Origin of the sequence: Acinetobacter sp. Marseille-Q1618 (assembly GCF_902809855.1) — a bacterium.
In the GTDB taxonomy this organism is placed as follows: Bacteria; Pseudomonadota; Gammaproteobacteria; order Pseudomonadales; family Moraxellaceae; genus Acinetobacter.
This window is the reverse complement of record NZ_CADDWJ010000001.1, coordinates 1,368,086-1,394,227: the sequence shown is the minus strand read 5'-3', so window position 1 is coordinate 1,394,227 and position 26,142 is coordinate 1,368,086. Positions and strand designations below refer to the sequence as shown.

Genomic DNA, 26,142 nt, shown 5'->3' with positions numbered 1-26,142 from the left:
GTTTTATGCACAGCATTTTTTTGTGAGATATTTACAAAATTACTAAAAATAGACATTTTTTGCTGCAAAATATCAATGATTAAAAAGTTAATAATCTTGAATTTGATTCTTATTTTTCTCAAAAACAAGCAAGTTAAAGCTGAATTAGTTTATTTTTTAGTATAAAAAATAGACATTTGGTTTTATAATTAAAAGTCCTAAATTCTAATGAATTTGATTTAAAATTAGCAATTTATACCAAAAATTAAAAAATAATTTTTTAAAATGTTATTTTTATTTTTGTTTTTTAGTTGATTTGTAGAGTAATTATTCTAATAATTAAATGAGATTTCGGTAAGGATCCGCTGAAATCATAAAAATAATCAGATGTTTTTACAGGGAAAAATCATGAATAAACTGGTTAATACAGTATTGCCTGTGGCAATGCTTCTTTCTACAAGTTTTGCTTATGCAGATAGCAATAATTTTAAACGTTGGGCAGTTTCTGCAGGTTGGTTACATGTGATGCCTCAGGGTAAGGCAAACTCTACACAGATCAACACTGCTGTTACTGAAGGCGGAAATTATGGTGTCGGTTCATTGAAAGGAAAGGATTTTCTTTCAGCCAATAATTTAGAGGAAATTAGAAATAAGAGTTTCGTTTCAAAGTTAGCTGTAGATCGAATTGAAAAAGGTACAGAAAAAGACCCAGAGTTTGTTGTTCCAAGTTTATATACCAATGGTGCATTTGCAGATGTCTACGGTATTTCAAACTGGTCAAATCAGGCAGGTTTAGAAGCTGACGATGTAGATACCTTAGGTTTGACATTAAGTTATTTTGCTAATGATAATGTTTCAATTGAATTGATTGGTGGTATTCCACCTAAAGTTGATATTCAAGGTAAAGGTCAAATCGTTGCCTCCGCACACTCTATTGCCAACTCCACCGCAGCATTACCTTCAAATATCAATGGATTAGATATTACAAAAGATATTTTAATTACAGATTTGGGTGCACATGGCAAAGTTGCTGAGGTAACTGCTTGGACACCTGCACTCACTGCAAAATATTATTTTGGTCAATCAGGGGTAAATAAATTCCGTCCATTTGTGGGTGGTGGAATTGTTTATGGACATTTCAATAAATTAAAACTTGATGATGGTGTTAATCAAGACCTGATTAATGCTGGACATATGGTGCAAAACGTTCTTGATAATCAAGCAGGTGTAGCATTACAAAATACAGGTTCATCTAGTGCAAATCCTATTGTCGATGTCGATACTGATGATGCATTTGCACCAGTTGTGACAGCAGGCTTTTCATATGATGTCACTGATCGTTGGTTTACAACAGCATCCGTAACGTATATGCCAAATTTTAATAATACAGCGACAATTACCGTAACGGATCAAAATACAGGTAAGGAATTAATCCATGCCAAAACTAAAGTTGATTTAGATCCGTTAATTACTTATGTTGGTGTAGGTTATCGTTTCTAATTTTAGTTATGCTATAAATATAAAAAAGCCTAAACAATCGTTGTTTGGGCTTTTTTGTTGCAGTTTCAGACTTTCCATACACATAACGATATAATTAAAAAGAATATGTTGTAAGGAATTTTAGATGCGTGGCTTATACCTCATCACCAATGATGATCCGATTGAACTTTTATTGGCCAAGCTTGAAGGTGCGATGGCAACCTATGAAGTTGCTGTTTTGCAATATCGCCGTAAAAAAGTCGCAAAAGAAGATCAAGCTTATGAAATTGAATACATGAAATCGATGTGTGCACAATATAAAGTGCCTTTTGTGATTAATGATGATTTAGACGCTGCTATAAAATATGGTGTTGGCGTGCATCTTGGACAAGGAGATGGCTCGATTATAGAAGCCGTTGAACGTTTACCTAAAAATGTCTTAATTGGTCGTAGTTGCAATAACTCGATTGAGCTTGCACAGCAAGCCATTGCTGATGGGGCAAATTACGTGGCGTTTGGTGCAATTTATGCGACCGATACTAAACCTGAAGCCGGTAATATTGGAATTGAAACATTGAAACAAGCCAAGGCGACATTGAATGTACCGATCTGTGCAATAGGTGGTTTAACTGTTGAAAATTCAGATGTTGTGATCGAAGCAGGGGCCGACCTTTGTGCGGTAATTAGTGATATATTAGGACGATCTCTATCAGGCGTTTCTGTACGCACCCATGAATGGGCTGATTTATTTGCATCAAAAGCATAAGCTTTTTTAAATGTCTTTATATTTTTAAGTTGAGCATTTTTCATGACTTTATCTGCCAAGCAAGAACAATTATTTAAACAAGCCAGTAAACATATTCCAGGTGGCGTGAATTCTCCTGTGCGTGCCTTTAATGGTGTTGGTGGTACGCCTGTATTTATTGAAAAAGCCAAAGGTGCTTATTTATATGACGTTGATGGTAAGCGTTATGTCGATTATGTCGGCTCATGGGGGCCAATGATCTTAGGTCATGCTCACCCTGAGATTATCAAAGCAGTGCAAGAGGCTGCCGTGGACGGTTTAAGTTTTGGTGCGCCAACTGTCCATGAAACAACATTAGCGGATATTATCTGTGAAATTATGCCTTCGATTGAGTTGGTGCGTATGACCAACTCAGGAACTGAAGCAACCATGACAGCGATTCGTCTAGCACGTGGTTACACAGGTCGTGACATGATTGTAAAATTTGAAGGCTGCTATCACGGTCACTCAGATTCGCTTTTGGTCAAGGCAGGTTCAGGCATGTTGACCATGGGAGAGCCAACATCTAAAGGCGTTCCTGCGGATTTTGCAAAGCACACCGTTACTTTACCCTATAACGATATTGAAGCAGTAAAAGCATGTTTTGCTAAATTTGGCAATGAAATTGCAGGCGTGATCGTTGAACCTGTTGCCGGTAATATGAATCTTGTTAAGCCAGTCAAAGGTTTCTTAGAAACCATTCGTGAGCAATGTGATCAATATAAATCTGTATTTATCATTGATGAAGTGATGACAGGTTTCCGTGTAGCACTGGGTGGTGCGCAAGCGTATTACAATGTAAAACCAGATTTAACCACTTTAGGTAAAATCATTGGTGCTGGGCTGCCTGTCGGCGCTTTTGGTGGTAAGCGTGAAATCATGGAGTGCATTGCACCGTTAGGCGGTGTTTATCAAGCAGGGACTTTGTCTGGTAACCCACTGGCAATGCGTGCAGGGATCAAAATGTTTGAAACCTTACGTCAGCCAAACTTCTATACAGATTTATCTGCAAAACTAGATGGCTTATTAAAAGGTCTAAAAGCAGCAGCAGATGAAGCTGGTATTCCATTCTTTACGCAACAAGCAGGTGGATTGTTTGGCATTTATTTCACAGACCAAACTGAGATTACCAGTTTTGATCATATCTTAAAATGTGATATTGAGGCGTTCCGTAAATTCTTCCACGGTATGCTGCAACGTGGTGTAAACCTTGCACCGTCAGCATTTGAAGCAGGCTTTATTTCTGCGGCACATAGTGATGAAGATATTCAATTTACCATTGAAATGGCAAAAGAAGTTTTTGCGGAAATGAAAGGATAATTGAAGCATTCGTTTATTCTAAAAAATCACTTCTAAGCTAATTCAATCTCTCTAACCCTCTCCTATCAGGAGAGGGTGTTTCTGATCGAAGTATTTAATGGATGAAAACCAAACATTATTTAACATTGTCTGATGCAGAGTTTTTACTTGATCACGCCCATCAATATGCAGTAGAGCATGACTTTAATGTCAGTATTTGTATCGTGGATGAAACTGGCAGTTTACTCACCATGAAGCGAATGGATGGTGCTTCACCGATGACGGCAAACTTAGCTTTAGAAAAAGCAAAATGTTCTGCGATCAGTCAAAAGCCCTCCAAACTATTTGAAGATCTGATTAAAAATGGTCAAATGGGTTTTTTAACGATGGCATCTTTTTCCGGGATGTTAGAAGGCGGTCAACCGATTATCTATGAAGGGCAGTTGGTAGGTGCAGTGGGTGTATCTGGTGTTAAATCATTCCAAGATGCTGAAATAGTACAATATACGGTGGTGTTCTAAATTGTATGCTAGTTAAATCTGTCAATAGAAAAATTGAAAATGCATAAATTAAATTCATTGTATTTTCAAAGTATCACGACATTTACATGGCGAGCAAAATATAGTCAGCATACTTTTTGAAACACCTCCCAATATACGATTGAGAAATTTATTACGCATTGTATTTTTTTAAATTCAAACTGATATCGCTAAATCATTTTCTATAACTATATTTTAATTTTATTTAAGTGCATTATTTTCAAGGGTTTATATTAATCTGAAATTTAGCCTAAAGTTTTCATTTGGTTCTAAGTATAAGTTATATAATGAATTAAAACTTCAATTTAAAATGTGTGCAATTTTATTGATATATAGATAAATAGAACAAATATTAATTTAAGATTTATTTAAAATGGAAAATATCCCTAGTTTTATTATGGGATTAATAAAATATTTTTTTATAAAAATAATGCTTAATTTTATTTATTAAATAAAAATTTATGTGTAATTTGTCACAAATTAATTTATTATGGTAACTTTTGTCAATAATTTTGGCTAAATTAAATTTGGATATCTTTAAATAAATTGCTACATTAATAATATGAAAAATAAAAAGATGTAAATATGGGAGTATGCAATGAGAAATAAAATTTATTCAGAAAAGCACCGTAAAGTTTATAGATTAGTAAATCAAGTTTTGAAAACCTCTTTCATTTCAAAACTAATCCATAAAAATCAAAAGCATCAAAATATGGAAATTGATACTTTAACAGGTGTATATAATACATTTGCTATTAATCAGTTTTTAAAAGAATTGCATCCACGAGAAAATATTAATTACGGTATTATTTTATTTAATATTGATAATCTTAAACAAATCAATGCGCAGTATCATGTAAAAGCTATGAATGAGGTATTAATCTCTATTGCTGCACGATTAACACATAATATTCGTGAAACGGATTTGGTTGGACGACTCAGTGATTCGGAGTTTATTTTGGTGCTTAATGACGTTAATTTAGAGCAAGTGACTCAAATTGCAGAGCGTTTATTGACGATGATACAAGCTCATCCAGTGAAGTTTAAAGGAAATCTAATTGTACCAGTGTTGAGTTATGGTGTATCTGTTTCTCAGCAAAATGCTAAGAGTCAAGAGGTGTTACAGCAAGCAGATCATAATAGATTTGTTGCCAAAGGACAGTCAAATACCTTTTATTCAGACTCACAAACTTTGTCTTAAAATAAAAATATAAGTTAACTCGATAAGCATTCAATTTGTGAATTCAAGCTGAGGAGGTGTTTCAAAAAGTATGCTGACTATATTTTGCTCGCCATGTAAATGTCGTGATACTTTGAAAATACAATGAATTTAATTTATGCATTTTCAATTTTTCTATTGACAGATTTAACTAGCATACAATTTAGAACACCACCCAAGCTGAATGTTTATTTTCCAAAATTTTATATTGCTTTGTTCAACTGAAATGATGGATTTGTGTGATTAGAATATGAGTTGAATTGTAATTTTTATTCTACAAATTAAAAGTCTAGATTTTCGTACAGTTTTTTCTATAAATTTCAATTTTGAATCAATAAAAAACAAGCTATCAAAATTTTCTATGAGAAAGCATCATAAATAAAAAGACATAGATAAAATTGAATGAGGCAGAATATATAAAAATATCCTGCATCAGTCTTAGTAATCAAATAAATAATTAATCAAAGATTTTATGAATCGCTTGGAAAGGCAAGGTCACAACATCAAAGGCAACCGCAAAAGGGAATAACATCAGTTTATTCGCTGCATTGCTGCCTGCTTTTGAATAGTCTTTTTGCTCTTGTTGGGTATAAATACTGACACGATAGGGCTTGCTCATGGCTTTGAATGAATCTCGATTGGTTGCGGCAGGGTAAACCACACCAGAAAGTTTTATATCGAAACAAAAACGTTGCGCATTTAAGCGTCTGTCACTCGAGTTGGTACATTCTTCAGCACCATTTTCAATGAAAAACTCTCTGTCGGCTTTGGTGACATCTTCAGTAAGTTTAATATAAGAAAGATTCAGTGAGCCTGAAAAATTTCCATCATTTTTTGCAGAATAAAAGTCGAGTGAGCGAGTCACTTGAATATTTTTTGGGTCAAGTGAGGATATAATTTTTGCAAATCTTGCACCACCATTTGTGAGTACATAACTATATTGTTGCCCCACGATCACGATACTGTCTTGTGGAAGATTTGAAATTACTTGTGCAGGTTTACCAAAAGCGATGACATAGTCATTAATTAATACATTTTTGACAGTACGAGTACGGACGCCATCATCTTTGTCAAGTAGGGTTGCTGTGGCACAGCCAGTTAAAATGGTCGTGGTGCCTAAAGTGAGGGCAAGAAGGGAATTTTTTAATAACTTCGACATTTATTATACTCAACAGTTTATTTTAAAATTAGTTATAGCAGTTGATTGCTGGTTGGTTAAGTTTGAAAGATGCCAAAATTTGCTACAAAAAATGCATTTCTATGGATTTTCAATGAATTTCTTGGCAAAAGGTACTATTTGAGATGGAAGCTTTAAACATTAAATTAAAGGTCATGATTGAAATTTTAGATTGATAATGCTTATTTTTTAAAAGTAAAAGGCATTTCTTTTGTTCTAAAATCATTAACGATTTCATGAAAATCTTTTTTAAATATTTTGGCATCAAAATTTTTAGGAAGTTTAAAATTAGGATCGTTGAGTTGTGCAATAATTAAATCACAATAGTGTTGATGTAATTCATTTATTGTTAAGCACTGAACGAGTAGTGGGTTAATATATAATCTAAAAATAATAGAAGATTCCCATTCTCCATCCCAGTTTTTATGTCTTTCTAAATACATTTTCTTATAATTTTTTTGATCTTCGCCTTCTTCTTCATAGACACTGATAGGTACGATGATCACACCAGTAATAGTGGCACTAGAGTGTTTATGGTGTCGTGTTTTTATATAGGTATCTTTAAATTGATGATTAACGGAAAATAGTTTTTCCATGTAGTCATAATCGCCCGTAATTGATGTCGTTCCTATATGCATTTTTATTTTCATCGTAGTAAATCTGACGATATTTTAAAGCTATTTTTTATTGTGATGATAGCGATTAAAATCGAATAAAGATTTAAAAAGTACATTCTACTTTTTAGATCATGAAAATTGGCGCAATCAATCGAAAAAACGAAAATATTCATTGTATTTTCAGGCTAAGATTCTTATCATTGCCTGCTTGTTTGCACGATCAGCGGAATTGAACCTTGAGTAATTTTCTTACCGAACACCTGATACATCGTGATCAAGATTTTATGGTGATCGCAAAACCCGCAGGTATACTCACAGTTCCCGGAAAAACAGAAGACCTACAAGATTGTGTGATTAATCGTTTATTAAAAATAGAACCTAAAACGCTACTCATCCACCGTTTAGACCGCGATACTTCAGGTATTTTAGTATTTGGTTTATCTAAATGGGGGCAAAAAAGTATTTCTCGCCAGTTTCAAGAACGCCAAACTTCAAAAACTTATCAAGCTGTGGTTGCTGGGCATTTACAAGGTCAAGGAATAATAGATGTGCCTGTAGTCTATGATCCAAGCCGTCCACCATTGCATATCGCAGAGCCTGAACATAATAAACCTGCACTGACCGAATGGCAGGCGATCGAAAATTTTGAAATTCAAGGACAAGTTGTAACCCGTGTCAAATTAACACCGATTACAGGACGTTCTCATCAATTACGTGTGCATATGCAGTTTTTAGGTCATCCGATTATTGGTGACACTTTATATGCACCAGTTGAGCAACAAGCGCTTATGCCACGTCTGTGCCTACACGCAGAACAGCTGTGCTTTCATCATCCTAAAACAGAGGAGAATGTACAATTTCATTGTCCTGTTCCGTTTTAGATCGGTTTTATTAACAAAGATTGAAAATGCTCGTTATTTTTATGGGCTTTGTGTCAAAAAGTATTGCGTAATAGGGTAAAACTTTGTTCAAATATTCTCCTGATTTGAGCAACTGTTTTCAGTCCTAACATGAGATAAAGGTGGAAAAATTGCAACAATTTGCTATAGGTCAACGTTGGTTATCTGATACAGAAACAGAACTTGGTTTAGGTGTTTTAATTGATGTGGATGAACGTTCAATTAGCATCCTCTTTCCAAAAAGTGATGAAACACGTGTTTATGCACGTAACAACGCTCCTTTATCTCGTATTGTTTTCAATACAAATGACGAGTTGCAAGATCAAGAAGGTGTGACTTGGACAGTTGAGTCAGTTGAAGATCGTCATGGTGTGTTGCGTTATGATGTGATTCGTACCCTAGCCGATGGTACACAAGAACGTAAATCTTTGAATGAAACACGTATCGGTGCTTCGATTCAGCTTTCAAAACCACTTGATCGTTTACTTGCAAGTCAAATTGATTATAAAGAATGGTATGACCTGCGTATTGAAGCAATGCAAATGCAAGCCAATATGCAAAATTCGCCTTTGCGTGGTTTGATTGGCGCACGTGTGGGTTTGATTCCACATCAGCTTTATATTGCGCATGAAGTCGGTAAACGTTTTGCACCACGTGTGTTGCTTGCCGATGAAGTTGGTTTGGGTAAAACCATTGAAGCAGGCTTGATCATTCACCAACAACTAAAAACGGGTCGTTCTGAACGTATTTTGATCTTGGTGCCTGATTCACTGCAATATCAGTGGATGATTGAAATGCGTCGTCGTTTCAATTTAAATTTCTCATTGTTTGATTTAACTCGTACAGCATCGATCAAAGAACATGATCCTGAACTGAATCCATTCTTAACTGAACAATGCATCATTGCATCAGTTGACTTGATGATCGACCATGATGACTTGCGTGAACAAGCGATTGAAGCAGGTTTTGATCTGTTAGTGGTGGATGAAGCACATCATTTGATGTGGAGTGAAGAAGAAGGTGGTAATGATCGCTATGACCTTGTTGAAGAGTTTGCCGAAAAAACTGCGGGCGTTTTATTGCTCACAGCGACACCTGAGCAACTTGGGGTAGAAAGTCATTTTGCACGTTTACGCTTACTTGATCCACAACGTTTTAGCTCATTGGATCGTTTCTTAGATGAAGAAGAGCAATATCATCATACTGCGAAGATTGCTGAAGCGTTGATGTCTGATTTGCCGCTTGAGCAAGCGCATTTAGATGCAGTTGAAACTTTGTTAGGTCATAAAATCGAAGATGAGCCTGAACAACGTTTTCGTGCTATTCACGAACTGTTAGATCGTCATGGGACAGGGCGTATTTTATTCCGTAATACGCGTGAAGCGATTCAAGGTTTCCCTGGACGTGACTGTCAACCTGCGCCGCTTCCTGCGCCAGAAACTTGGTCAAAAGATGGGAAATTACGTGAGCAAATGTGGCCTGAAGAAGCACAACTTGATGGTGCTTGGATGGAAACTGATCCTCGTGTGATGTGGTTAATGGAACGTTTACGTAGCGATTTAAAACATAAGAAAGTTTTACTGATTGCACGCAGTGGTCCAGTAGTCGAAGCATTAGAAAATGCTTTGCGTATCCATGCGGGTATCCGTACTGCAATGTTCCATGAAGGTATGAGTTTACTTGAACGTGACCAAGCAGCAGCTTATTTCGCAGAAGAATCCTATGGCGCACAAATTTTACTGTGTTCTGAAATCGGTTCAGAAGGGCGTAATTTCCAGTTTGCTTCAGATTTAGTGCTGTTTGATTTACCAGCAAACCCTGATGTACTTGAACAACGTATTGGTCGCTTAGACCGTATCGGACAAGAAAACCGTATTCAAATCCATGTGCCTTATTTACTTGGTACAGCGCAAGAGCGCATGTTCCGTTGGTATAACGAAGCATTGAATATTTTTAGTAATATTTCGCCTACTGCGCAAACTTTGCAAGAAAACTTTATTGTTGATTTGAAAGATTGTTTATTGGCAGACAAAGGTCAAGTATTTGAAGATCTGCTTGAAGCGGTCAATGTACAACGTCAAGCGCTTGAAGATGAGCTGCAACAAGGTCGTGACCGTTTGCTTGAGTACAACTCTTGTCGTCCGATCGTGGCACAAGAGATTGTTAACGCACTTGAGGATTATGATGACAATACGTTATTGCCAATGTTTATGAAGCGTTTTATGGCGTCGACAAACATTGACTTTGATGAGCAAAGTAATGGAACAGTCATCATCAAACCGACCGATCAAATGCAAGTACAAGGTTTAGATATTGATGAAGAAGGCATGACTGTGACCTTCTATCGTGATCAAGCACAAATTCGTGAAGATGCACACTACATTACTTTAGAGCATCCATTTACTGAAAGTGTGATGGAAATGATCCGTACACAATCTTTCGGTAGTACCAATGTAGCCTTGTTAAAAACCAATGCATTGAAACAAGGTTCAGTATTGCTTGAAGTTTGGTTCAAAGTAGATGTGGTTGCACCAAAAGCATTAAATCTTCCTGCAAGCTTACCAACGCAACTCATCCGTGTGTTATTGACTGAAAATGGTCAAGATTTATCAGCGAAACTGAATCCTGAAATTATTAAGCCTTATCTGCATCATTTAGATAGCAATAGCTGCCGTCAAGTCGTGAAAGCACGTCGTGAAGTGGTTGAGCAACGGTATGCACAAGCTTTAGAGATTGCCAAAACTGCTTTGCCAGAGTTGAAACAACAGGCCAAAGAAATCTATGGTAGTAAATGGCAGTATGAAATTGACCGTTTAACCTATTTAAAACAGTTCAATCCAAGTATTCGTGAAGATGAGATTAGTCGTTTGCAAAAATTGCAAAAAGAAGGATTGGATTTACTTGAAGGTTTGGCAGTGACACCAGAAGCGATTCAAGTTTTGGTTGTGGTAAAACCTTAATTCTTTGTAATTGATGAATGATTTAAAGCTCCTTCGGGAGCTTTTTATATGTCATATCGAAATTTAAAAAAATAAATTAAGCAAATAAAGAGATAAATACAGTTTTATCCATTCAGCAGTAACTTAGCGTTTTAATTTTACTAAAGAAGTTATCTGAAGTACATGGAGATCAGCGATACAAAGCGTTATCATAGAGATACTATTGTATTGGAATAAATTATGAAAATTGTTGCAGATGAGAATCTAGCATTTACTGAGTATTTTTTTTCAGAATTTGGGGAAATTCAACAAGCAGCAGGGCGTACACTGACTCAAAAAGATGTCTGTGATGCTGAAGCGTTGTTGGTACGTTCTGTAACTCAAGTAAATGAGAGTTTGATTCAAAATACTGCACTTAAATTTGTGGGCAGTGCAACCATTGGCACTGACCATTTAGATATCGCTGCGCTAGAAAAACATCAAATCGCATGGTCAAATGCAGCAGGCTGTAATGCTCAAGCTGTTGCAGAATACGTCATTACTGCACTGTTAAAATTAAATCCAACTTTGATTGATCAAAATAGCGCTTTTACCTTAGGCATTATCGGTTTGGGAAATGTGGGTTCACGGCTCGCATATATGGCGAAACTTTTAGGTTGGAACGTGATCGGACATGATCCATTTGTACAACATAACGATATTAAACAAGTTGGATTGGAAGAACTTTTAAAATCTGCCGATGCGATAAGTACACATGTGCCATTAACTAAAATAGGTGAACATAAAACCTATCATTTGATTGACGAAAATGCTTTAAAGCTGATGAAATCTACTGCAATTTTAATTAATTCTGCCCGAGGCGCAGTCGTTGCAGAAAGTGCTTTAATTGCTGATATTGAAAACAATCAAAGACAAGTGGTACTCGATGTTTTTGAGCATGAGCCTGAAATTTCTGAACATTTGCTCAATTTAGTTTCAATTGTAACACCACATGTTGCAGGCTATAGTTTGGAAGGCAAAGCACGTGGTACGCAAATGATTTATGAAGCATTTTGTCGTATTTTTGATTATCCAGCGCATAAAAAATTCGAGTCGCAATTGCCTGCATGTGAACAGTATTTTTATGGCAATAATATTAAACAAACGCTTAAAGAACATTTAACAGATATTTATGATATTTCACGTGATGATCAAAATTTACGTGCATGTGTGAAAGATGGAAAAGTAGATCAAAAAGCCTTTGATCATTTAAGAAAAACCTATCCTCTACGCCGTGAATGGGCAGCACATGGAGGGCCTAAGGCATGAAGCCTATTCAAAATACTGTGAATTATCAACCCACCTGTGATGTTCAGGCTCTTAAAGCTCGTGCAAAAATGTATGCACAGCTTCGTCAGTTTTTTGCGGAACGTGATGTGTTAGAGGTTGAAACACCTATACTTTCGCAAGCAGGTGTGACCGATGTGCATTTGGCTTCTGTACAAGCACAGCGTCATGTTCAAGGTAAAAAACAAACGCATTACTTACAGACTTCGCCTGAATTTGCCATGAAGCGTTTGCTTGCAAGTGGCAGCGGGGCGATTTACCAAATCTGTAAAGTATTTCGTGATGATGAACATGGGCGTAAACATAATAGTGAATTTACCATGTTGGAATGGTATCGCCCTGCATTTTCTCTAAAAGATTTGATGCTTGAAGTGACCGATTTACTTAATGTGGTTTTGGCTGAACGTTTTGGCGAAGTGCGTCCAACGATTTATAGTTATAAACATGCATTTATGGATCGTTTGGATTTAAATCCTTTGCAAGCGACTTTGAACGAGTTAAAAGATGCGGCACATCGTGTCGGATTAAATATTGACTTAGGTGATGATCGTTTGGCTTATATGGATTTGTTATTTTCACATATGGTTGAGCCAAGTTTGGGTTTTGACACACCAGTATTTCTAACTGATTTTCCACCTGAGATGGCATCACTTGCTAAAACTCGGATTGATGAGGATGGAGAATTAGTTGCTGCGCGTTTTGAGTTGTATATAGAAGGTTTGGAACTTGCCAATGCCTACGATGAATTGATCGATGCGGATGTGTTGCGCAGTCGTTTTGAAGCGGACAATGCGGAACGTGAAAAGCTAGGCTTGCATGTTATGCCGATAGATGAATATTTGCTTGCTGCTTTACCGAATATGCCTGAATGTTCAGGGATTGCTTTGGGGATTGATCGTTTGTTAATGGTGGTTCAAAATCAAATGAAGTTGGAAAAAGTGCTCAGTTTTACAGCGGATGTGTCGTGATGATAAAAAACGAATCGATAAAATAATTGGTTTTTTGAGTTGTAAAATGTTTCAAAATAGCTCAAAAGAAGCCGATTTGTTTGAGGTCGGCTTTTTAGGTAATGAGTAGGTATTTTAATAATTTAAAATTATTGATTTTAAATAAAAATATTTCGCATAATGCCCATTATGTTAAATGGATGTTATTATAAATCTATCAAGGTTACATTCAGAAATTTTGCTTAATTGAACTTTTTGTTATTCTACATATATTAACAATAATTGGGTCGAATATGACGAGTCCAACTTTTTTGCATGAATTGCCAGAAGAGCAGTTAAAAAAACTTTCTCATGATGATATTCAAAAAATTATAAAAGCTGAACAGCTTTATTGGGAAAATAAACCATATACCTCATATTATATAGCTGTGAATGGTTCTAAAACGAAAAAGGAGCACTGATACATGTTAGTTTTCAACGTCTTAGAATAGGTGAGTTTTCAATAGCATGTGTTGGCGATGAAGCTATTTATCCCGACGGAACAATAAGTAAAATTTTTTCAGGTGCTGGAGTTTTATTCACAATAGATAACCTTCCTGTTGCATTAGTTGGAAGCCATTTGGAAAATGGTGATGAAATTATTGATAGCCCCGATTTATCTATAAAAATCCGAATTTATCATGATGAGTTTAAACCTGCTGATTTCTTAAGTAATTAAATTAAAGAGAATAATAATGAAACCTATTGGTATAGATGGTTCAACAACTTCGCATGGTGGTGTTGTAAGTGCTACACAATCAACATCTGGAACTAATGGGAAAGCGTGGTTAAGAGCAGGAGATGGTTTTACATGCCCAAAATGTAATACTTGGTCTGTTCTTATTCAAAGTAATTCTTTTGTAAATGTGCATGGTAAATATGTGGCACTTGTTGGTGATAAATTTACATGTGGCGCAACATTAGAAGCTATGCAATCACAAAGTTTTGTAGAAAATAATACTAATACTTCTCAGATTAATCAGATAAATATAAGTAATTTTTTAGCAAACCCAGAGCATAAATATGGTCAAAGGTTTTTATTAAGAGATGAACTTACAAAAGAACCATTAGCTTCAATATGCTATGAAGTCATTACACAACAAGGAGTAGTTCATGGGCATACTGACGAATTTGGTTATACAGAATTAATTACAAGTAAATTTGAAGAAGAAGTAGAAATTAAAATTTTAGTAGAGGAATCAAATCATGGCGAATAATCATATATATCATTCAGTGAAAGTAAAACTACAAAAAATGGGACAAGATGTTTCAGATTTTACACACGATGTATTTGTTGATACAAAAAGAAAATTAACTTCTGGAGAAGTTAAGATGTGTCAGCTTGTATTTAAAAATTCTATTGATTATTCAAAAGTTTATTTACATGCAGGGGGGCTAACAGCAGGAGGGATAATTTCAAAAACAGGAAATGCTGTAACACTTGATGGGGAAACTTGGTTTCCTATTGATGAATATAAAAAGAATCCTGATTTTAGCACCTCCCCTTTGGGGCAGAATAGACATTGGTTTATTCATGAAATGACACATATTTGGCAGTCTCAATTAGGACATTCTAATGGTTTTGCTGGAGCAAAAATTCTTTGTACTGGAGGATATACTTCAACTGTTAACTCAGTTGATTCTGGTATCGGTGAATTAAAAGGTTATGATACTGATATTTTAGGTAGAGATAAAAATAAAAAATTTAGTGATTTTAATTTTGAACAACAAGGACGACTCATTGAATTCTGGTTTGATGCAATGCATTTAAAAAATGTTAATCCATCTCGACAGCACCATCAAAAAAGTCTTCAATTATTACCAAGTATTCAAATTATATTAAGTAATTTTTTGAAGAATCCAAGTGATCCTACATTACTACCGAGTCCATGATTATGATTAAGCACTTTCATTTATTCGTATGTTTAGTTTCAATAAACATGATAGGTTGTAGTAGTGGTAGCAAAGATTTAGACGTTGTTTTAAAAAAAGATAATTTATGTTTTTTTACAAATGATAAAAAATCTAATTACTATGATTCAAATAAAGATTTATTCATTTATATGAATAGAGCTGAACGTAAAGAAGAAGTTACTTCAACTTTCGAGAAAAATTATAAAAACTTTCCCTTACCTATTGATGAAGGTAATTGCTTATCAATACCTTTGACTAGCTTTGAACAAAATATTGTATACACAATTGTATTAGATATAAAACCAACATACTCCTCAAATTTATGTTTAAAAAAGATAAATAACGAGCTAACCGTAAAAAAATTAAAAGCAGGCGAAGTAAGCTGCCCCAAAGGCTAAATAATTAAATTTTCTAAAATTAACATAATACACCTTATGCGAAATAGCTTCAGTTATTTATTTTATTTCAATTGCTTGAAATTCATAAAACAGCAAGACTAACTCAAGTTGGGCTTTTTACTTGAAAATTCATTGTTTCACGCAAATTAGAAGAATGGTTGAACCTCCCATTGCTGAGAGGAGTTTTCTTTAAGCAGTATGGGTATGATGCCCTAACTCGTGTTTTAGTTCTGCAATCGCTTCAATCCGTTTCTGGATTAACATCTCACCAATATCAGCACCTTTTATTTCAGGCGGTAGATCAGAAGCTTTAATAGTGCGAACCCGTTGCATTATTTTCAATAAAAACTCAGCCTGCGGATAGTCACGATCTTGCATACCTAAACGACCTTTAGCATCACACTCACAAGCTTGTAAAAACGCTTCTACACGCTCAGGACGACGTAATACATCCAAGCGTTGTAACAAACGCCATAAAGTTCCTGCTTTTAAAGTAAATGCTTGATGACATTTCAAATGTTCTTTACATACCGCAAGTGCTAACTGTTTCGTTTGAGTCGGTACTTTTAAACGGTCACAAACTTCTGTTACAGGAACGATCCCGCGCTCTTCATGCTGAATATGACGAGGTAATTCTGCTTTTGGCGTAAGCGCTTTGCCCAAATCATGCACAAGTACGGCAAAACGCACATCCAAACAATAATTGGCTTTACAGGCTTGTTGTAGTGACATCAGTGTATGAATACCACAGTCAATTTCAGGATGATATTCAGGTCGTTGTGGAATCCCAAAAAGTGCATCTATTTCAGGAAACAAAACTTTTAAAGCATCACATTGACGTAATACATCGAAAAATATATCAGCACGAGTTTCCATCAAAGCACGAGAGGTTTCTTTCCAAACGCGTTCAGGTGTAAGTGCATCTAGCTCGCCTGAGTGTGCTAATTCTCGCATTAATTTCAGTGTTTCATCTGCAACTGTAAAGCCATATTCATAATAACGTGCAGCAAAACGAGCCACTCTTAATACACGCAATGGGTCTTCTACAAAAGCATGTGAAACGTGCCGTAAAATCTTTTGATTTAAATCTTCAACCCCATGATAGGGATCGTAAACTTTACCAGTATCATCCATAGCAATGGCGTTAATGGTTAAATCACGACGAATTAAGTCATCTTCTAAAGTTACAGAAGGGTCTGTATAAAACTCAAAACCATGATATCCATGTCCTGCTTTTCTTTCAGTGCGTGCAAGAGCATATTCTTCTTTTGATTCAGGATGCAAAAACACAGGAAAATCCTTACCCACAGGTTGATAACCTTGAGCGAGCAGTTGCTCTGGTGTTGCACCGACAACAACATAATCTTTTTCGTGATAGGGATGACCGAGTAAATGATCTCTGACGGCACCGCCTACTAAATAAACTTGCATGAAAAAACCTCTATTCTTCAGGCAATCATGCAACAGAATAGAGGTTTTCTCAAGTCGGAAAACTGAGCAATATGCTAAAGTTTTCCTATTTTTATATAATTTTCAATTAACCACGAAATTGTTGGATTTCAGCAACAGTCAATGCAGTCATATTCACTAAACGACGTGTTGTTGCAGTCGGTGTTAAAATATGCACAGGTTTCGCTGCACCAAGCAAAATTGGACCAATCGTGACGTTATTTCCTGATGTTGATTTCAATAAGTTAAATGAAATGTTTGCAGCATCAAGGTTTGGCATGATTAATAAGTTTGCAGAACCTTTAAAGCGTGAATTTGGGAATGCAAAATGACGAATATTCTCATCAAGTGCTGCATCACCATGCATTTCACCTTCAACTTCAAGTTCAGGCGCAATTTCAGTCAAGATTTCAAATACTTTACGCATTTTTTGTGCGCTAGGATCATGTGGGTCTGAACCAAAACTCGAGTGAGAAAGTAGCGCAACACGTGGTGTGATCCCAAAACGGCGAACTTCTTCAGCAGCTAAAATCGTCATTTCAGCCAGTTGTTCTGCTGTTGGATTGGTATTTACATAGGTATCAGCAATAAATAAATTACGATCTTCAAGCATTAGCGCATTCAGTGTAAAGAAGTTGTTCATTCCTTCTTTTTGACCAATGATATTACGCACAAAGTCTAAATGAATATCATAACTTGCATAAGTACCACACAACATACCATCGGCAATGCCATGTTTGACCAACATTGCAGCAATCAGTGTAGAACGACGACGAGATTCACGTTGAGCATATTCAGGGGTTACGCCTTTACGTTTCATGATCTCATAATAGTCATCAGCAAATTGTTCATAATGCGGATTTTTTTCTTGATCAACAATAGTGATATTTACACCATTCTCAAGACGTAAACCTAACTTTTTGATATTTGCTTCAATGACTGCAGTACGACCTACAAGAATTGGTTTGGCTAAACTTTCGTCTACAGCAATTTGAACGGCACGTAGTACACGTAAATCTTCGCCTTCAGCATAAGCAATGCGTTTAGGATCTGTTTTTGCTTGAGCAAAGATCGGTTTCATCATGAATGCAGAGTTATATACAAACTCAGACAGGCGTTGACGATATACAGAAAAATCTTCGATTGGACGCGTTGCAACACCTGAATCCATCGCTGCTTGCGCAACAGCAGGGGCAATCTCTAAAATTAAACGTTGATCAAGTGGGCGAGGAATTAAATAGTCACGACCAAATGATGCAGATTTTTCACCATAAGTTGCAGCATCTGCTTCAACATGTGCCATGCGTGCAATTGCATGTACACATGCAATTTTCATTTCTTCATTAATGGTTGTTGCACCAACATCAAGTGCACCACGGAAGATATATGGGAAACAAAGGGCATTATTTACTTGGTTTGGATAGTCTGAACGCCCAGTCGCCATGATCACATCAGGACGTACTTCATGTGCATGTTCAGGTAAAATTTCAGGATCTGGGTTCGCCAATGCAAAGATAATTGGGTCGGCAGCCATTTCCTTAACCATTGCTTTGGTTAAAATACCTGCTGCAGAAAGTCCTAAGAACATATCTGCGCCAGCAATTACATCCGCAATTTGTGAACCTTCAATATCTTGTACATAACGTTTTTTAGACTCATCCAAGCCTTCACGTTTGTTGGTCAATAAACCACGAGAGTCAGCAACGATAATATTTTCTTTCTTCGCACCAATAGCACAAAGTAAATCTAAGCAAGAGAGGGCAGCAGCACCTGCACCTGAAGCTACGATTTTGATGTCTTCAATTTTTTTACCATTGATTTTTAAAGCATTTAATAATGCAGAACCGACAATGATAGATGTACCATGTTGGTCATCATGGAACACAGGAATATTCATGCGTTCACGTAATTTTTGCTCAATATAGAAACATTCTGGCGCTTTAATATCTTCAAGGTTGATACCACCAAATGTCGGTTCTAAAGCAGCAACGATATCTACGATTTTGTCTGGGTCATTCTCTGCAATTTCAATATCGAATACGTCTACACCAGCGAATTTTTTAAATAATACGCCTTTACCTTCCATAACAGGTTTAGACGCTAATGGTCCAATATTTCCTAAACCTAAAACCGCAGTACCATTACTCACCACAGCAACTAAGTTTCCACGTGCAGTATAGAGTGCTGCTTTTGATGGATCCTTTTCAATTTCTAAGCAAGGAGCTGCAACACCTGGAGAATAAGCCAATGCTAAATCATGTTGGTTGACCAGTTGCTTACTTGGAGTAACACTGATTTTTCCTGGATTTGGAAATTCATGATAATAAAGGGCTTGCTGTTTTAGTGATTGATCGTCCATTTAAATCTCGATTGTTACAATATGCCAGCTTGGCTGGTAGTTTTGGCTAAATTTTCTTGAATATATCATTTGTTGAGCGCTACGGACAGTCGAAAAGATACCTTTTTCAACAAGAAATACAGATCAAGACATTTTAAACACCATAAACTGACGCAAGTTTGAATTTGGTAAGATAATCAAGACATTCCTGTGCAGTCAAAGGTTTTGAATAATAATATCCCTGTAAAATATGACAGCCGTGTTTTTTTAGGAAATTTATTTGTTCAATTGTTTCAACACCTTCTGCGATAACACTCATTCCCATAGCTTTACCCATTGCAATAATTGCGCTGACAATGGCTTGGTCTTTTTCTTGTTCGATCTTAGAAATAAATATTTTGTCGATTTTTAAAGTGTCAATTGGGTAGTTGGTTAAATAAGCCAAAGAAGAATAACCTGTACCAAAATCATCTAAAGAAATCGAAATATGGCGTTGTTTAACTTGTTGTAATAAGTTGAGTACGTTGTCAGATTTTGCGATTAATGATGACTCTGTAATTTCAAGTTCAAGCATATCTCCTGAAATTTTATACATATTCAGTGCTTGGTCGATATCTTGGATCAACTCACCCCGATGGATTTGTTGTGCAACAATATTGACGGAAACACGCAGATAGTCAAAATTTAGATCCTGCCAAATTCGGATTTGTTTACAGGTTTCAAATAGTACAAATCGTCCAATTTCAGTAATTAAACTGGACTCTTCAGCGATTGGTAAAAATAAATCAGGGGTAATTAAGCCAAGTTTCGGATGTTGCCAGCGAATCAATGCCTCAAAACCATAAATTTTTTCAGTCTGTGTACAAATTTTTGGTTGATAGTAAACAAGCAGTTCTTTGTTTTTAAGCGCTAGTCTTAAGTCACCTTCTAAATTAATATTTTGCTGGATAAGTCGAGCATTTTTATTATTGTAAAGATAGGCTGTATTTCCACCTAAACTTTTGGCTTCAGCCAATGCTTGTTCTGCATGGCTATTTAATGTATCAACTTGACGACCATGTTCAGGATAAAGTGCAATTCCAATTGAGACAGAAATAAAATGCTCATTATTATGAATAATAAATGGACTTTCAAAAGCTTTTAAAATACTTTTGGCGGTTTGATGTACCGTTTTTTTATTTTGACCATAATTATAAATCATCGCATAGTCATCATTATTTAAATACGATACCAATAAAGCATCAGGGCAAGACTGTCTTAAACGTTGTGCGATTTTTTGTAATAAAATATCTCCCGCTTGAGTACTTGCAAACTCATTAAAAGATCTAAAACGATCTATATTAATGCGGATGACTGCAAGATTTTGAAGTACATTATTAGGATCTGTTAAATAATGATGTAATTGCAAATTAAAATAAAAACGGTTAGGCAAATCAGTTAATAAATCATAATTCTCTAAATAAGAGACACGTTGTTCTTGTTTTCTTCTTTCGGTTAAATCAGTAATAATACCGACATAGTTAATGATTTTATTTTTTTCATCTGTAATCGCATTAATATGTAACCATAAAGTTAAATGTTTCCCTGTTAGAAATTCAATTTGCAACTCAGCATCATATTCTCCCTCTGCGACCAGTTTTTTAGTAATATCAAAATGTTGTTCTATAATTTCTTTTTTATTGTTGACTGTAATATCAAATAAATGTTTACCTAATAAATCGTTTTGCTGATAACCAATCAGCTTTTCAAAATAAGGATTTACTTCTAAATAACATAAATTATTATCGAGGACAAAAACGCCTTGAGCCACTTGTTCAAAAACATTTGCTGCCAGTTTTAACTGTTCTTGATCAGTTTTTTCTTTTTGAATATCACGATGAATCCCTACCATACGTATAGGTTTGAATGAAATAGGATGCCGAGCAATGACTTTCCCTGTATCTTGGATCCAGCACCATTGATCATTTCTTTTGATTCGATATTTGGCTTCAAAACGCTCAGTTCTACCGCGTAAGTGTTGCCGCATTAAATGTTGATAATTTTCCAAATCATCAGGATGAATTAAAGAGTCAATTTGAATGTGATATTCATCAATCTGATCAAATAAAATTTTATTTTTTGTATCAAATATTTCAATCGTACGTTTTTCGATATTCCAAAGCCATGAATTAATGCCTGCTGTTTCATGGGCGAAAGCTAAATTGGCTTGATGGTTTTCTAAACGATCATTAATCTGTTTAATATCATAAGTTCGCTCTTTTACTTTTTGTTCTAGTAATTGATTATTTAATAATAGTTCATTTTTAATTTGAACTGATTTATCAATCTCATGTTTTAATTTGTTTTGAAGTTGGTTGGTATCAAAAGTTTGTTGTTTAGATTGAAGTAGAAGTTTGCTTCGTTCAAAAGTAACAAGATCTAATTTATGGTGTAGTTTATGGGTAATATATCCTGCGAGTAAAATAAATAACAAAATAAGATTAAAATTAAATTGATAATAATGGCTTAAAGGACTAAAACTGAGAAACTTATAAAGCAAGCAGGGAATAGTTGCTGGAATAAATAAGAATAAAAAATATCTGAAACGGCTGGTTAAGTAAATAATTGCTGAAATTGAACCTAAGCAAATTAAAATGCTTGATAATATCAGTAAATGTGTTGCTGTAATATTCGGTGTATCAATAATCACATAATGCTGTAAAGTAAAAATTCCGAAACCTAAACAGCATCCAATCACTAAACAAATAAATTGACATAACGCATCTAGGTTAAAAATATTGTGATAAGGTGAAACTAAAATGGATTTAATTAATAACCAAGAAATGGTACAGATAATGCTAACAGCAGCAAACCACAAGCTGAATGAGAATGAGAAGCTTTTAAAATAAATATAGTAGATAAAAATATCATATAAGATAATGACAAATAACCAAATTAAAAAACGCTGCAAAAGGACAGCCGCACTTTTTATTTGTGAAGCGTATAAAAGTTCATCTTGAACATCTATGACCATTCCTAATGCCTTTGCCTTATTGAGGGTATTTTTTTAACTTTAGCTTTATATATGACATTTAAAATATGACTTAAATATATAACTTTAAAACATGTAAATTACTTATATTTTTTGGCAAAATCAATATATTTTTAAGAATTGTGTCACAAAATTGTATAAAAAATTATGGAAACTTATAGTTTAAAATAGACAGGGCGACCACAGGTGCAGTTTCAGTTCTAAGCACACGATCACCAATACACCAATTGTTAAATCCTACTTGGTTCGCTTGCTCTATTTCGGATTCACTTAATCCACCCTCAGGCCCAATCAATAATGCGATTTCTGTAGTTGCATTTGCAAGTACATCGGATTGCGCTTTGTTTGGTGCAAGTACAAGTTTGGTTGTAGGTAATTCAGAAATCAGCCATTTTTCTAAGCTTAATGGTGCTAAAATTTGTGGAACAATATTCATACCGCATTGCTCACAAGCTGCTATCGCAACTCCTTGCCAATGCTCTAATTTTTTTTGATCGCGGTCATATTTTAGACGCATTTCACAGCGTTCAGAGGTTAACAGTTGAATTTGTGTAACCCCTAATTCAACTGCTTTTTGAATGGCGTAATCCATACGATCCCCTTTACTCATGACTTGACCAAGTAAAGTGGTGAATGCAGGTGTACGATTATCGGGATGAAATGCGTCGACATAAACAGAAGCTGATTTTTTTGCAACTTCTGTTAAGGTCACATCATATTCACCACCTTGCCCATTAAACAAAGTGGATTTTTCACCAACTTGTGCACGTAAAACTTTTACCCAATGATGAAAAACTGTTTCAGTCAGCTCAACCGTGGTTTCAATGGCTAAATCAGTTTCAATATAAAAGCGGGGCATTCAGGTTTTACTCTTAAGTCAGTGAAATATCGGCTTCTTTCATATTTTTGGAGATTATTCAAAGATACGAAAGAAGCTGTTGCAATTATGCTAAACCGAGGTCAAGCACAAGTTGGCGGTTTGGTTCAGTATGGTTCATGGTATAGAAATGCAAACTTGGTGCGCCACCTGCAATCAAACGTTCACAAAGTTTTACTACAACTTCATGACCAAAAGCTTTAATACTCGCAGTGTCGTCACCATAAGTTGCCAATTGCTTACGAATCCAACGAGGAATCTCAGCACCTGTACCATCAGCAAAACGAATTAAATTGCTGGCATTGGTAATAGGCATAATGCCTGGGGCAACAGGAATATCAACGCCTTCTTTTTGAATACGATCTACAAAGTAAAAATACGCATCTGGATTAAAGAAGAATTGAGTCAATGCTGCATTTGCGCCTGCACGTGCTTTTTCACAAAAACGTTGAATGTCTTTGTCGAAGCTTTCCGCTTGCGGATGCATTTCAGGATAAGCAGCCACTTCGATTTGGAAATGATCTCCTGAATGTTCACGGATAAAGCGAACTAAATCTTGAGCATAGGGTAATTCGCCCAAACCCACTTGACCTGAAGGTAAATCACCACGTAGCGCAACAATGCGATCAATGCCTTGTGATTTGTATAAATCTAAAAGCTCAGCAATACGTTGTTTGTTATCACCAATACAAGAAAGGTGAGGAGCAACAGGTGTGCCTTTACCATTAAAATCATTCAAGGTGGATAGAGTGCGTTCACGGGTAGAACCACCTGCACCATAAGTTACAGAGAAAAACTCTGGATTTAATAATTGAAGTTCTTGGTGTACAACTTTAAGTTTTTCCGCACCAGCGTCAGTTTTAGTTGGGAAAAACTCAAAAGAAATAGGAATTTTTTTAGACATGTTCAAATCCTTTTTTATAAATACTGTTGCTTATTCTTTCCCTCATCCCAACCTTCTCCCTAAGGGAGAAGGGAAATTCATTACATTATTAAGAACTGTAATGAAAAATCTCTCTCCTGAGCGTGCTTTAAGCACTGCTTTAAAGTTCAGCGCAAGAGAGGGTTAGGAGAGGTGAAAAGCTTAGTATTTATAAGCTTCAGCTTTAAACGGACCTTCAACAGCAACACCCAAGTAGTCAGCCTGTTCTTGAGTTAAAGTTGTCAACACACCACCAAAACCAGCAACCATAGCAGCAGCAACTTCTTCGTCTAATTTCTTAGGAATAAGTTCTACACGGATTGCAGCTTGTTTTTGATCTTCAGGAAGATCAGCAAATTTTTCAGCAAATAAGTGCATTTGACCTAAAACTTGGTTAGCAAAAGAACCATCCATAATACGTGAAGGGTGACCAGTTGCATTACCAAGGTTGACTAAACGACCTTCAGATAAAAGGATTAAATAATCGTTTTCATTTTCAGAGCGATAGACTTGGTGAACTTGAGGTTTTACCTCAACCCATTTGTAACTGCGTAAATAATTTGTGTCGATTTCAGTATCGAAGTGACCAATATTACAAACAACTGCGCCCGCTTTTAATGTATCTAACATTGCGGCATCACAAACGTGATAGTTACCTGTTGTGGTTACGATCAAATCAGTATTTTGAAGAAGGTCAAGATTAATGTCTTCTTTTTTACCTGTTTGAACACCATTTTTGTATGGTGCAACTACTTCATAACCGTCCATGCAGGCTTGCATTGCACAGATTGGATCAACTTCAGTGACACGTACGATCATACCTTCTTGACGAAGTGATTGCGCAGAACCTTTACCGACGTCACCGTAACCGATCACAAGCGCACGACGACCAGATAACAACATATCTGTACCACGTTTGATCGCATCATTTAATGAGTGACGGCAACCGTATTTATTGTCGTTTTTAGATTTAGTTACTGAGTCATTTACGTTGATTGCAGGAACTTTTAAAGTACCATCACGGTGCATTTCATACAGACGCTGAACGCCTGTCGTTGTTTCTTCAGTAATACCGTGGATTTTTGCAATCACTGCTGGATATTTTTCATGAACAAGTGCAGTCAAGTCACCACCATCGTCCAGAATCATGTTGGCATCCCAAGGCGTACCATTGACATTAATTTGTTGTTCTAAACACCAAACATATTCTTCTTCAGTTTCGCCTTTCCACGCAAATACTGGAATACCCGCAGCAGCAATTGCAGCAGCAGCGTGATCTTGAGTAGAGAAGATGTTACAAGATGTCCAACGAACTTCTGCGCCTAACTCAACCAATGTTTCAATTAAAACAGCAGTTTGGATTGTCATGTGAATACAACCCAAAATTTTAGCACCAGCCAATGGTTTTGCAGCAGAATAACGTTTACGCAAACCCATTAGAGCTGGCATTTCTGCTTCAGCAAGTTTGATTTCTTTACGACCGTAGTCAGCTAGGGAAATATCGGCAACTTTGTAATCTGTAAATGAAGCATTAACCGCGTTCATCACGATCTCCTTATAAAAAACAATTGATCATTATGTTCGCGGATGCCGTTGTTGGTGATTCTGAGAAGAATACCGATGGTCGAGCCTAGCGATCTTACATTACTGTTTCTTGTTCTTGAAAATCAGTCTGTAAGAAAGTCGCAGCATCCCTCGACTGTGGCGTATTGTACTTGGAAAATGATTTTGTTCCAATCCAAATTCATTTAAAAATTGCCTAAATCTCTTTGAGTTTATATGATCTTTTAAAAATTAAGTTGTAGCATTCAAAAAATGTCTAAAACAAAACAGCATATAAAACTCACAGATATTTTTCTGTATTTCCTAGGCGTTGTTCTTTTTATACATTTGCTTTATAGGATTTTATATTAGAGTTTACCTTTTAAAATTTGGAATAGATATGCAAATCCCATACAATATTTATGTCT

General features: G+C 35.8%; 20 protein-coding genes and 1 pseudogene. 13 read left to right on the top strand and 8 right to left on the bottom strand.

Translation table 11 applies throughout. From position 1 onward, the window contains the following. Positions 1–387 precede the first annotated feature (387 nt). The 5 genes from HUS24_RS06585 to HUS24_RS06565 all read left to right on the top strand — a co-directional run bounded on the left by HUS24_RS06585 (position 388) and on the right by HUS24_RS06565 (position 5,281). Positions 388–1,479, top strand: coding sequence for an OmpW family protein (locus HUS24_RS06585; protein WP_173911259.1), 1,092 nt, complete (start codon positions 388–390; stop codon positions 1,477–1,479). Between the two features lie 124 nt (positions 1,480–1,603). Then, positions 1,604–2,224, top strand: a complete 621-nt coding sequence (gene thiE / locus HUS24_RS06580) for a thiamine phosphate synthase (protein WP_173911258.1) — start codon at positions 1,604–1,606, stop codon at positions 2,222–2,224. 42 nt (positions 2,225–2,266) lie between these two features. Continuing rightward, positions 2,267–3,562, top strand: a complete 1,296-nt coding sequence (hemL, locus tag HUS24_RS06575) for a glutamate-1-semialdehyde 2,1-aminomutase (protein WP_173911257.1) — start codon at positions 2,267–2,269, stop codon at positions 3,560–3,562. A 101-nt stretch (positions 3,563–3,663) separates the two neighbouring features. Next, positions 3,664–4,062 (top strand): heme-binding protein, encoded by a 399-nt coding sequence (locus HUS24_RS06570; protein WP_173911256.1) that lies wholly within the window; start codon positions 3,664–3,666, stop codon positions 4,060–4,062. A 616-nt stretch (positions 4,063–4,678) separates the two neighbouring features. Further along, entirely contained in the window at positions 4,679–5,281 is a 603-nt protein-coding gene (locus HUS24_RS06565; protein WP_173911255.1) for a GGDEF domain-containing protein, read from the top strand. Between the two features lie 475 nt (positions 5,282–5,756). Here HUS24_RS06565 and HUS24_RS06560 read toward each other — a convergent pair whose 3' ends face one another. Together HUS24_RS06560 and HUS24_RS06555 are read right to left on the bottom strand one after the other, a co-directional pair. Beyond that, entirely contained in the window at positions 5,757–6,458 is a 702-nt protein-coding gene (locus HUS24_RS06560) for a hypothetical protein (protein ID WP_173911254.1), read from the bottom strand. 200 nt (positions 6,459–6,658) lie between these two features. Next, entirely contained in the window at positions 6,659–7,114 is a 456-nt protein-coding gene (locus HUS24_RS06555) for a hypothetical protein (RefSeq protein ID WP_173911253.1), read from the bottom strand. A 263-nt stretch (positions 7,115–7,377) separates the two neighbouring features. Between HUS24_RS06555 and HUS24_RS06550 the strand changes: the two genes are divergently transcribed. The 8 genes and pseudogenes from HUS24_RS06550 to HUS24_RS06515 all read left to right on the top strand — a co-directional run bounded on the left by HUS24_RS06550 (position 7,378) and on the right by HUS24_RS06515 (position 15,555). After that, a complete protein-coding gene (locus HUS24_RS06550; protein ID WP_302476101.1) occupies positions 7,378–7,974 on the top strand; it encodes an RluA family pseudouridine synthase in 597 nt (198 codons plus the stop codon). A 140-nt stretch (positions 7,975–8,114) separates the two neighbouring features. Further along, positions 8,115–10,952: an RNA polymerase-associated protein RapA gene (gene rapA, locus HUS24_RS06545; RefSeq protein ID WP_173911251.1), complete on the top strand. Its 2,838-nt coding sequence runs from the start codon at positions 8,115–8,117 to the stop codon at positions 10,950–10,952. A 219-nt stretch (positions 10,953–11,171) separates the two neighbouring features. After that, positions 11,172–12,239, top strand: a complete 1,068-nt coding sequence (locus HUS24_RS06540; protein ID WP_173911250.1) for a 4-phosphoerythronate dehydrogenase — start codon at positions 11,172–11,174, stop codon at positions 12,237–12,239. After that, a complete protein-coding gene (gene epmA, locus HUS24_RS06535; protein WP_173911249.1) occupies positions 12,236–13,225 on the top strand; it encodes an EF-P lysine aminoacylase EpmA in 990 nt (329 codons plus the stop codon). The genes HUS24_RS06540 and epmA overlap by 4 nt, the downstream gene beginning before the upstream one ends. A gap of 272 nt (positions 13,226–13,497) precedes the next feature. After that, a pseudogene (locus HUS24_RS06530) lies at positions 13,498–13,922 on the top strand (PAAR domain-containing protein). A gap of 16 nt (positions 13,923–13,938) precedes the next feature. Beyond that, positions 13,939–14,460: a PAAR domain-containing protein gene (locus tag HUS24_RS06525; protein WP_254433809.1), complete on the top strand. Its 522-nt coding sequence runs from the start codon at positions 13,939–13,941 to the stop codon at positions 14,458–14,460. A 37-nt stretch (positions 14,461–14,497) separates the two neighbouring features. Continuing rightward, entirely contained in the window at positions 14,498–15,136 is a 639-nt protein-coding gene (locus HUS24_RS06520) for a zinc protease (RefSeq protein WP_254433829.1), read from the top strand. After that, positions 15,133–15,555 carry an NF045616 family extracytoplasmic (lipo)protein gene (locus HUS24_RS06515; RefSeq protein ID WP_368033773.1) on the top strand — a complete coding sequence of 141 codons (423 nt, stop codon included), beginning with the start codon at positions 15,133–15,135 and terminating at the stop codon, positions 15,553–15,555. Before HUS24_RS06520 ends, HUS24_RS06515 begins: the two co-directional genes overlap by 4 nt. A gap of 189 nt (positions 15,556–15,744) precedes the next feature. On the opposite strand, the gene HUS24_RS06510 is transcribed toward HUS24_RS06515, so the two are convergent. From HUS24_RS06510 to ahcY, 6 genes are all read right to left on the bottom strand, one after another. Then, entirely contained in the window at positions 15,745–16,986 is a 1,242-nt protein-coding gene (locus tag HUS24_RS06510; RefSeq protein ID WP_173911246.1) for a multifunctional CCA addition/repair protein, read from the bottom strand. 106 nt (positions 16,987–17,092) lie between these two features. Further along, complete coding sequence (locus HUS24_RS06505) at positions 17,093–19,363, bottom strand: NADP-dependent malic enzyme (RefSeq protein ID WP_173911245.1); 2,271 nt, start codon at positions 19,361–19,363, stop codon at positions 17,093–17,095. Positions 19,364–19,496: 133 nt separating this feature from the next. Beyond that, entirely contained in the window at positions 19,497–22,355 is a 2,859-nt protein-coding gene (locus tag HUS24_RS06500) for a bifunctional diguanylate cyclase/phosphodiesterase (protein ID WP_173911244.1), read from the bottom strand. Between the two features lie 163 nt (positions 22,356–22,518). Next, positions 22,519–23,232 (bottom strand): 16S rRNA (uracil(1498)-N(3))-methyltransferase, encoded by a 714-nt coding sequence (locus HUS24_RS06495; protein ID WP_173911243.1) that lies wholly within the window; start codon positions 23,230–23,232, stop codon positions 22,519–22,521. A gap of 85 nt (positions 23,233–23,317) precedes the next feature. After that, a complete protein-coding gene (metF, locus tag HUS24_RS06490) occupies positions 23,318–24,154 on the bottom strand; it encodes a methylenetetrahydrofolate reductase [NAD(P)H] (protein ID WP_173911242.1) in 837 nt (278 codons plus the stop codon). A gap of 180 nt (positions 24,155–24,334) precedes the next feature. Continuing rightward, on the bottom strand, positions 24,335–25,717 hold the full coding sequence (gene ahcY, locus HUS24_RS06485) for an adenosylhomocysteinase (RefSeq protein WP_173911241.1): 1,383 nt from the start codon (positions 25,715–25,717) through the stop codon (positions 24,335–24,337). Between the last annotated feature and the right edge of the window lie 425 nt (positions 25,718–26,142).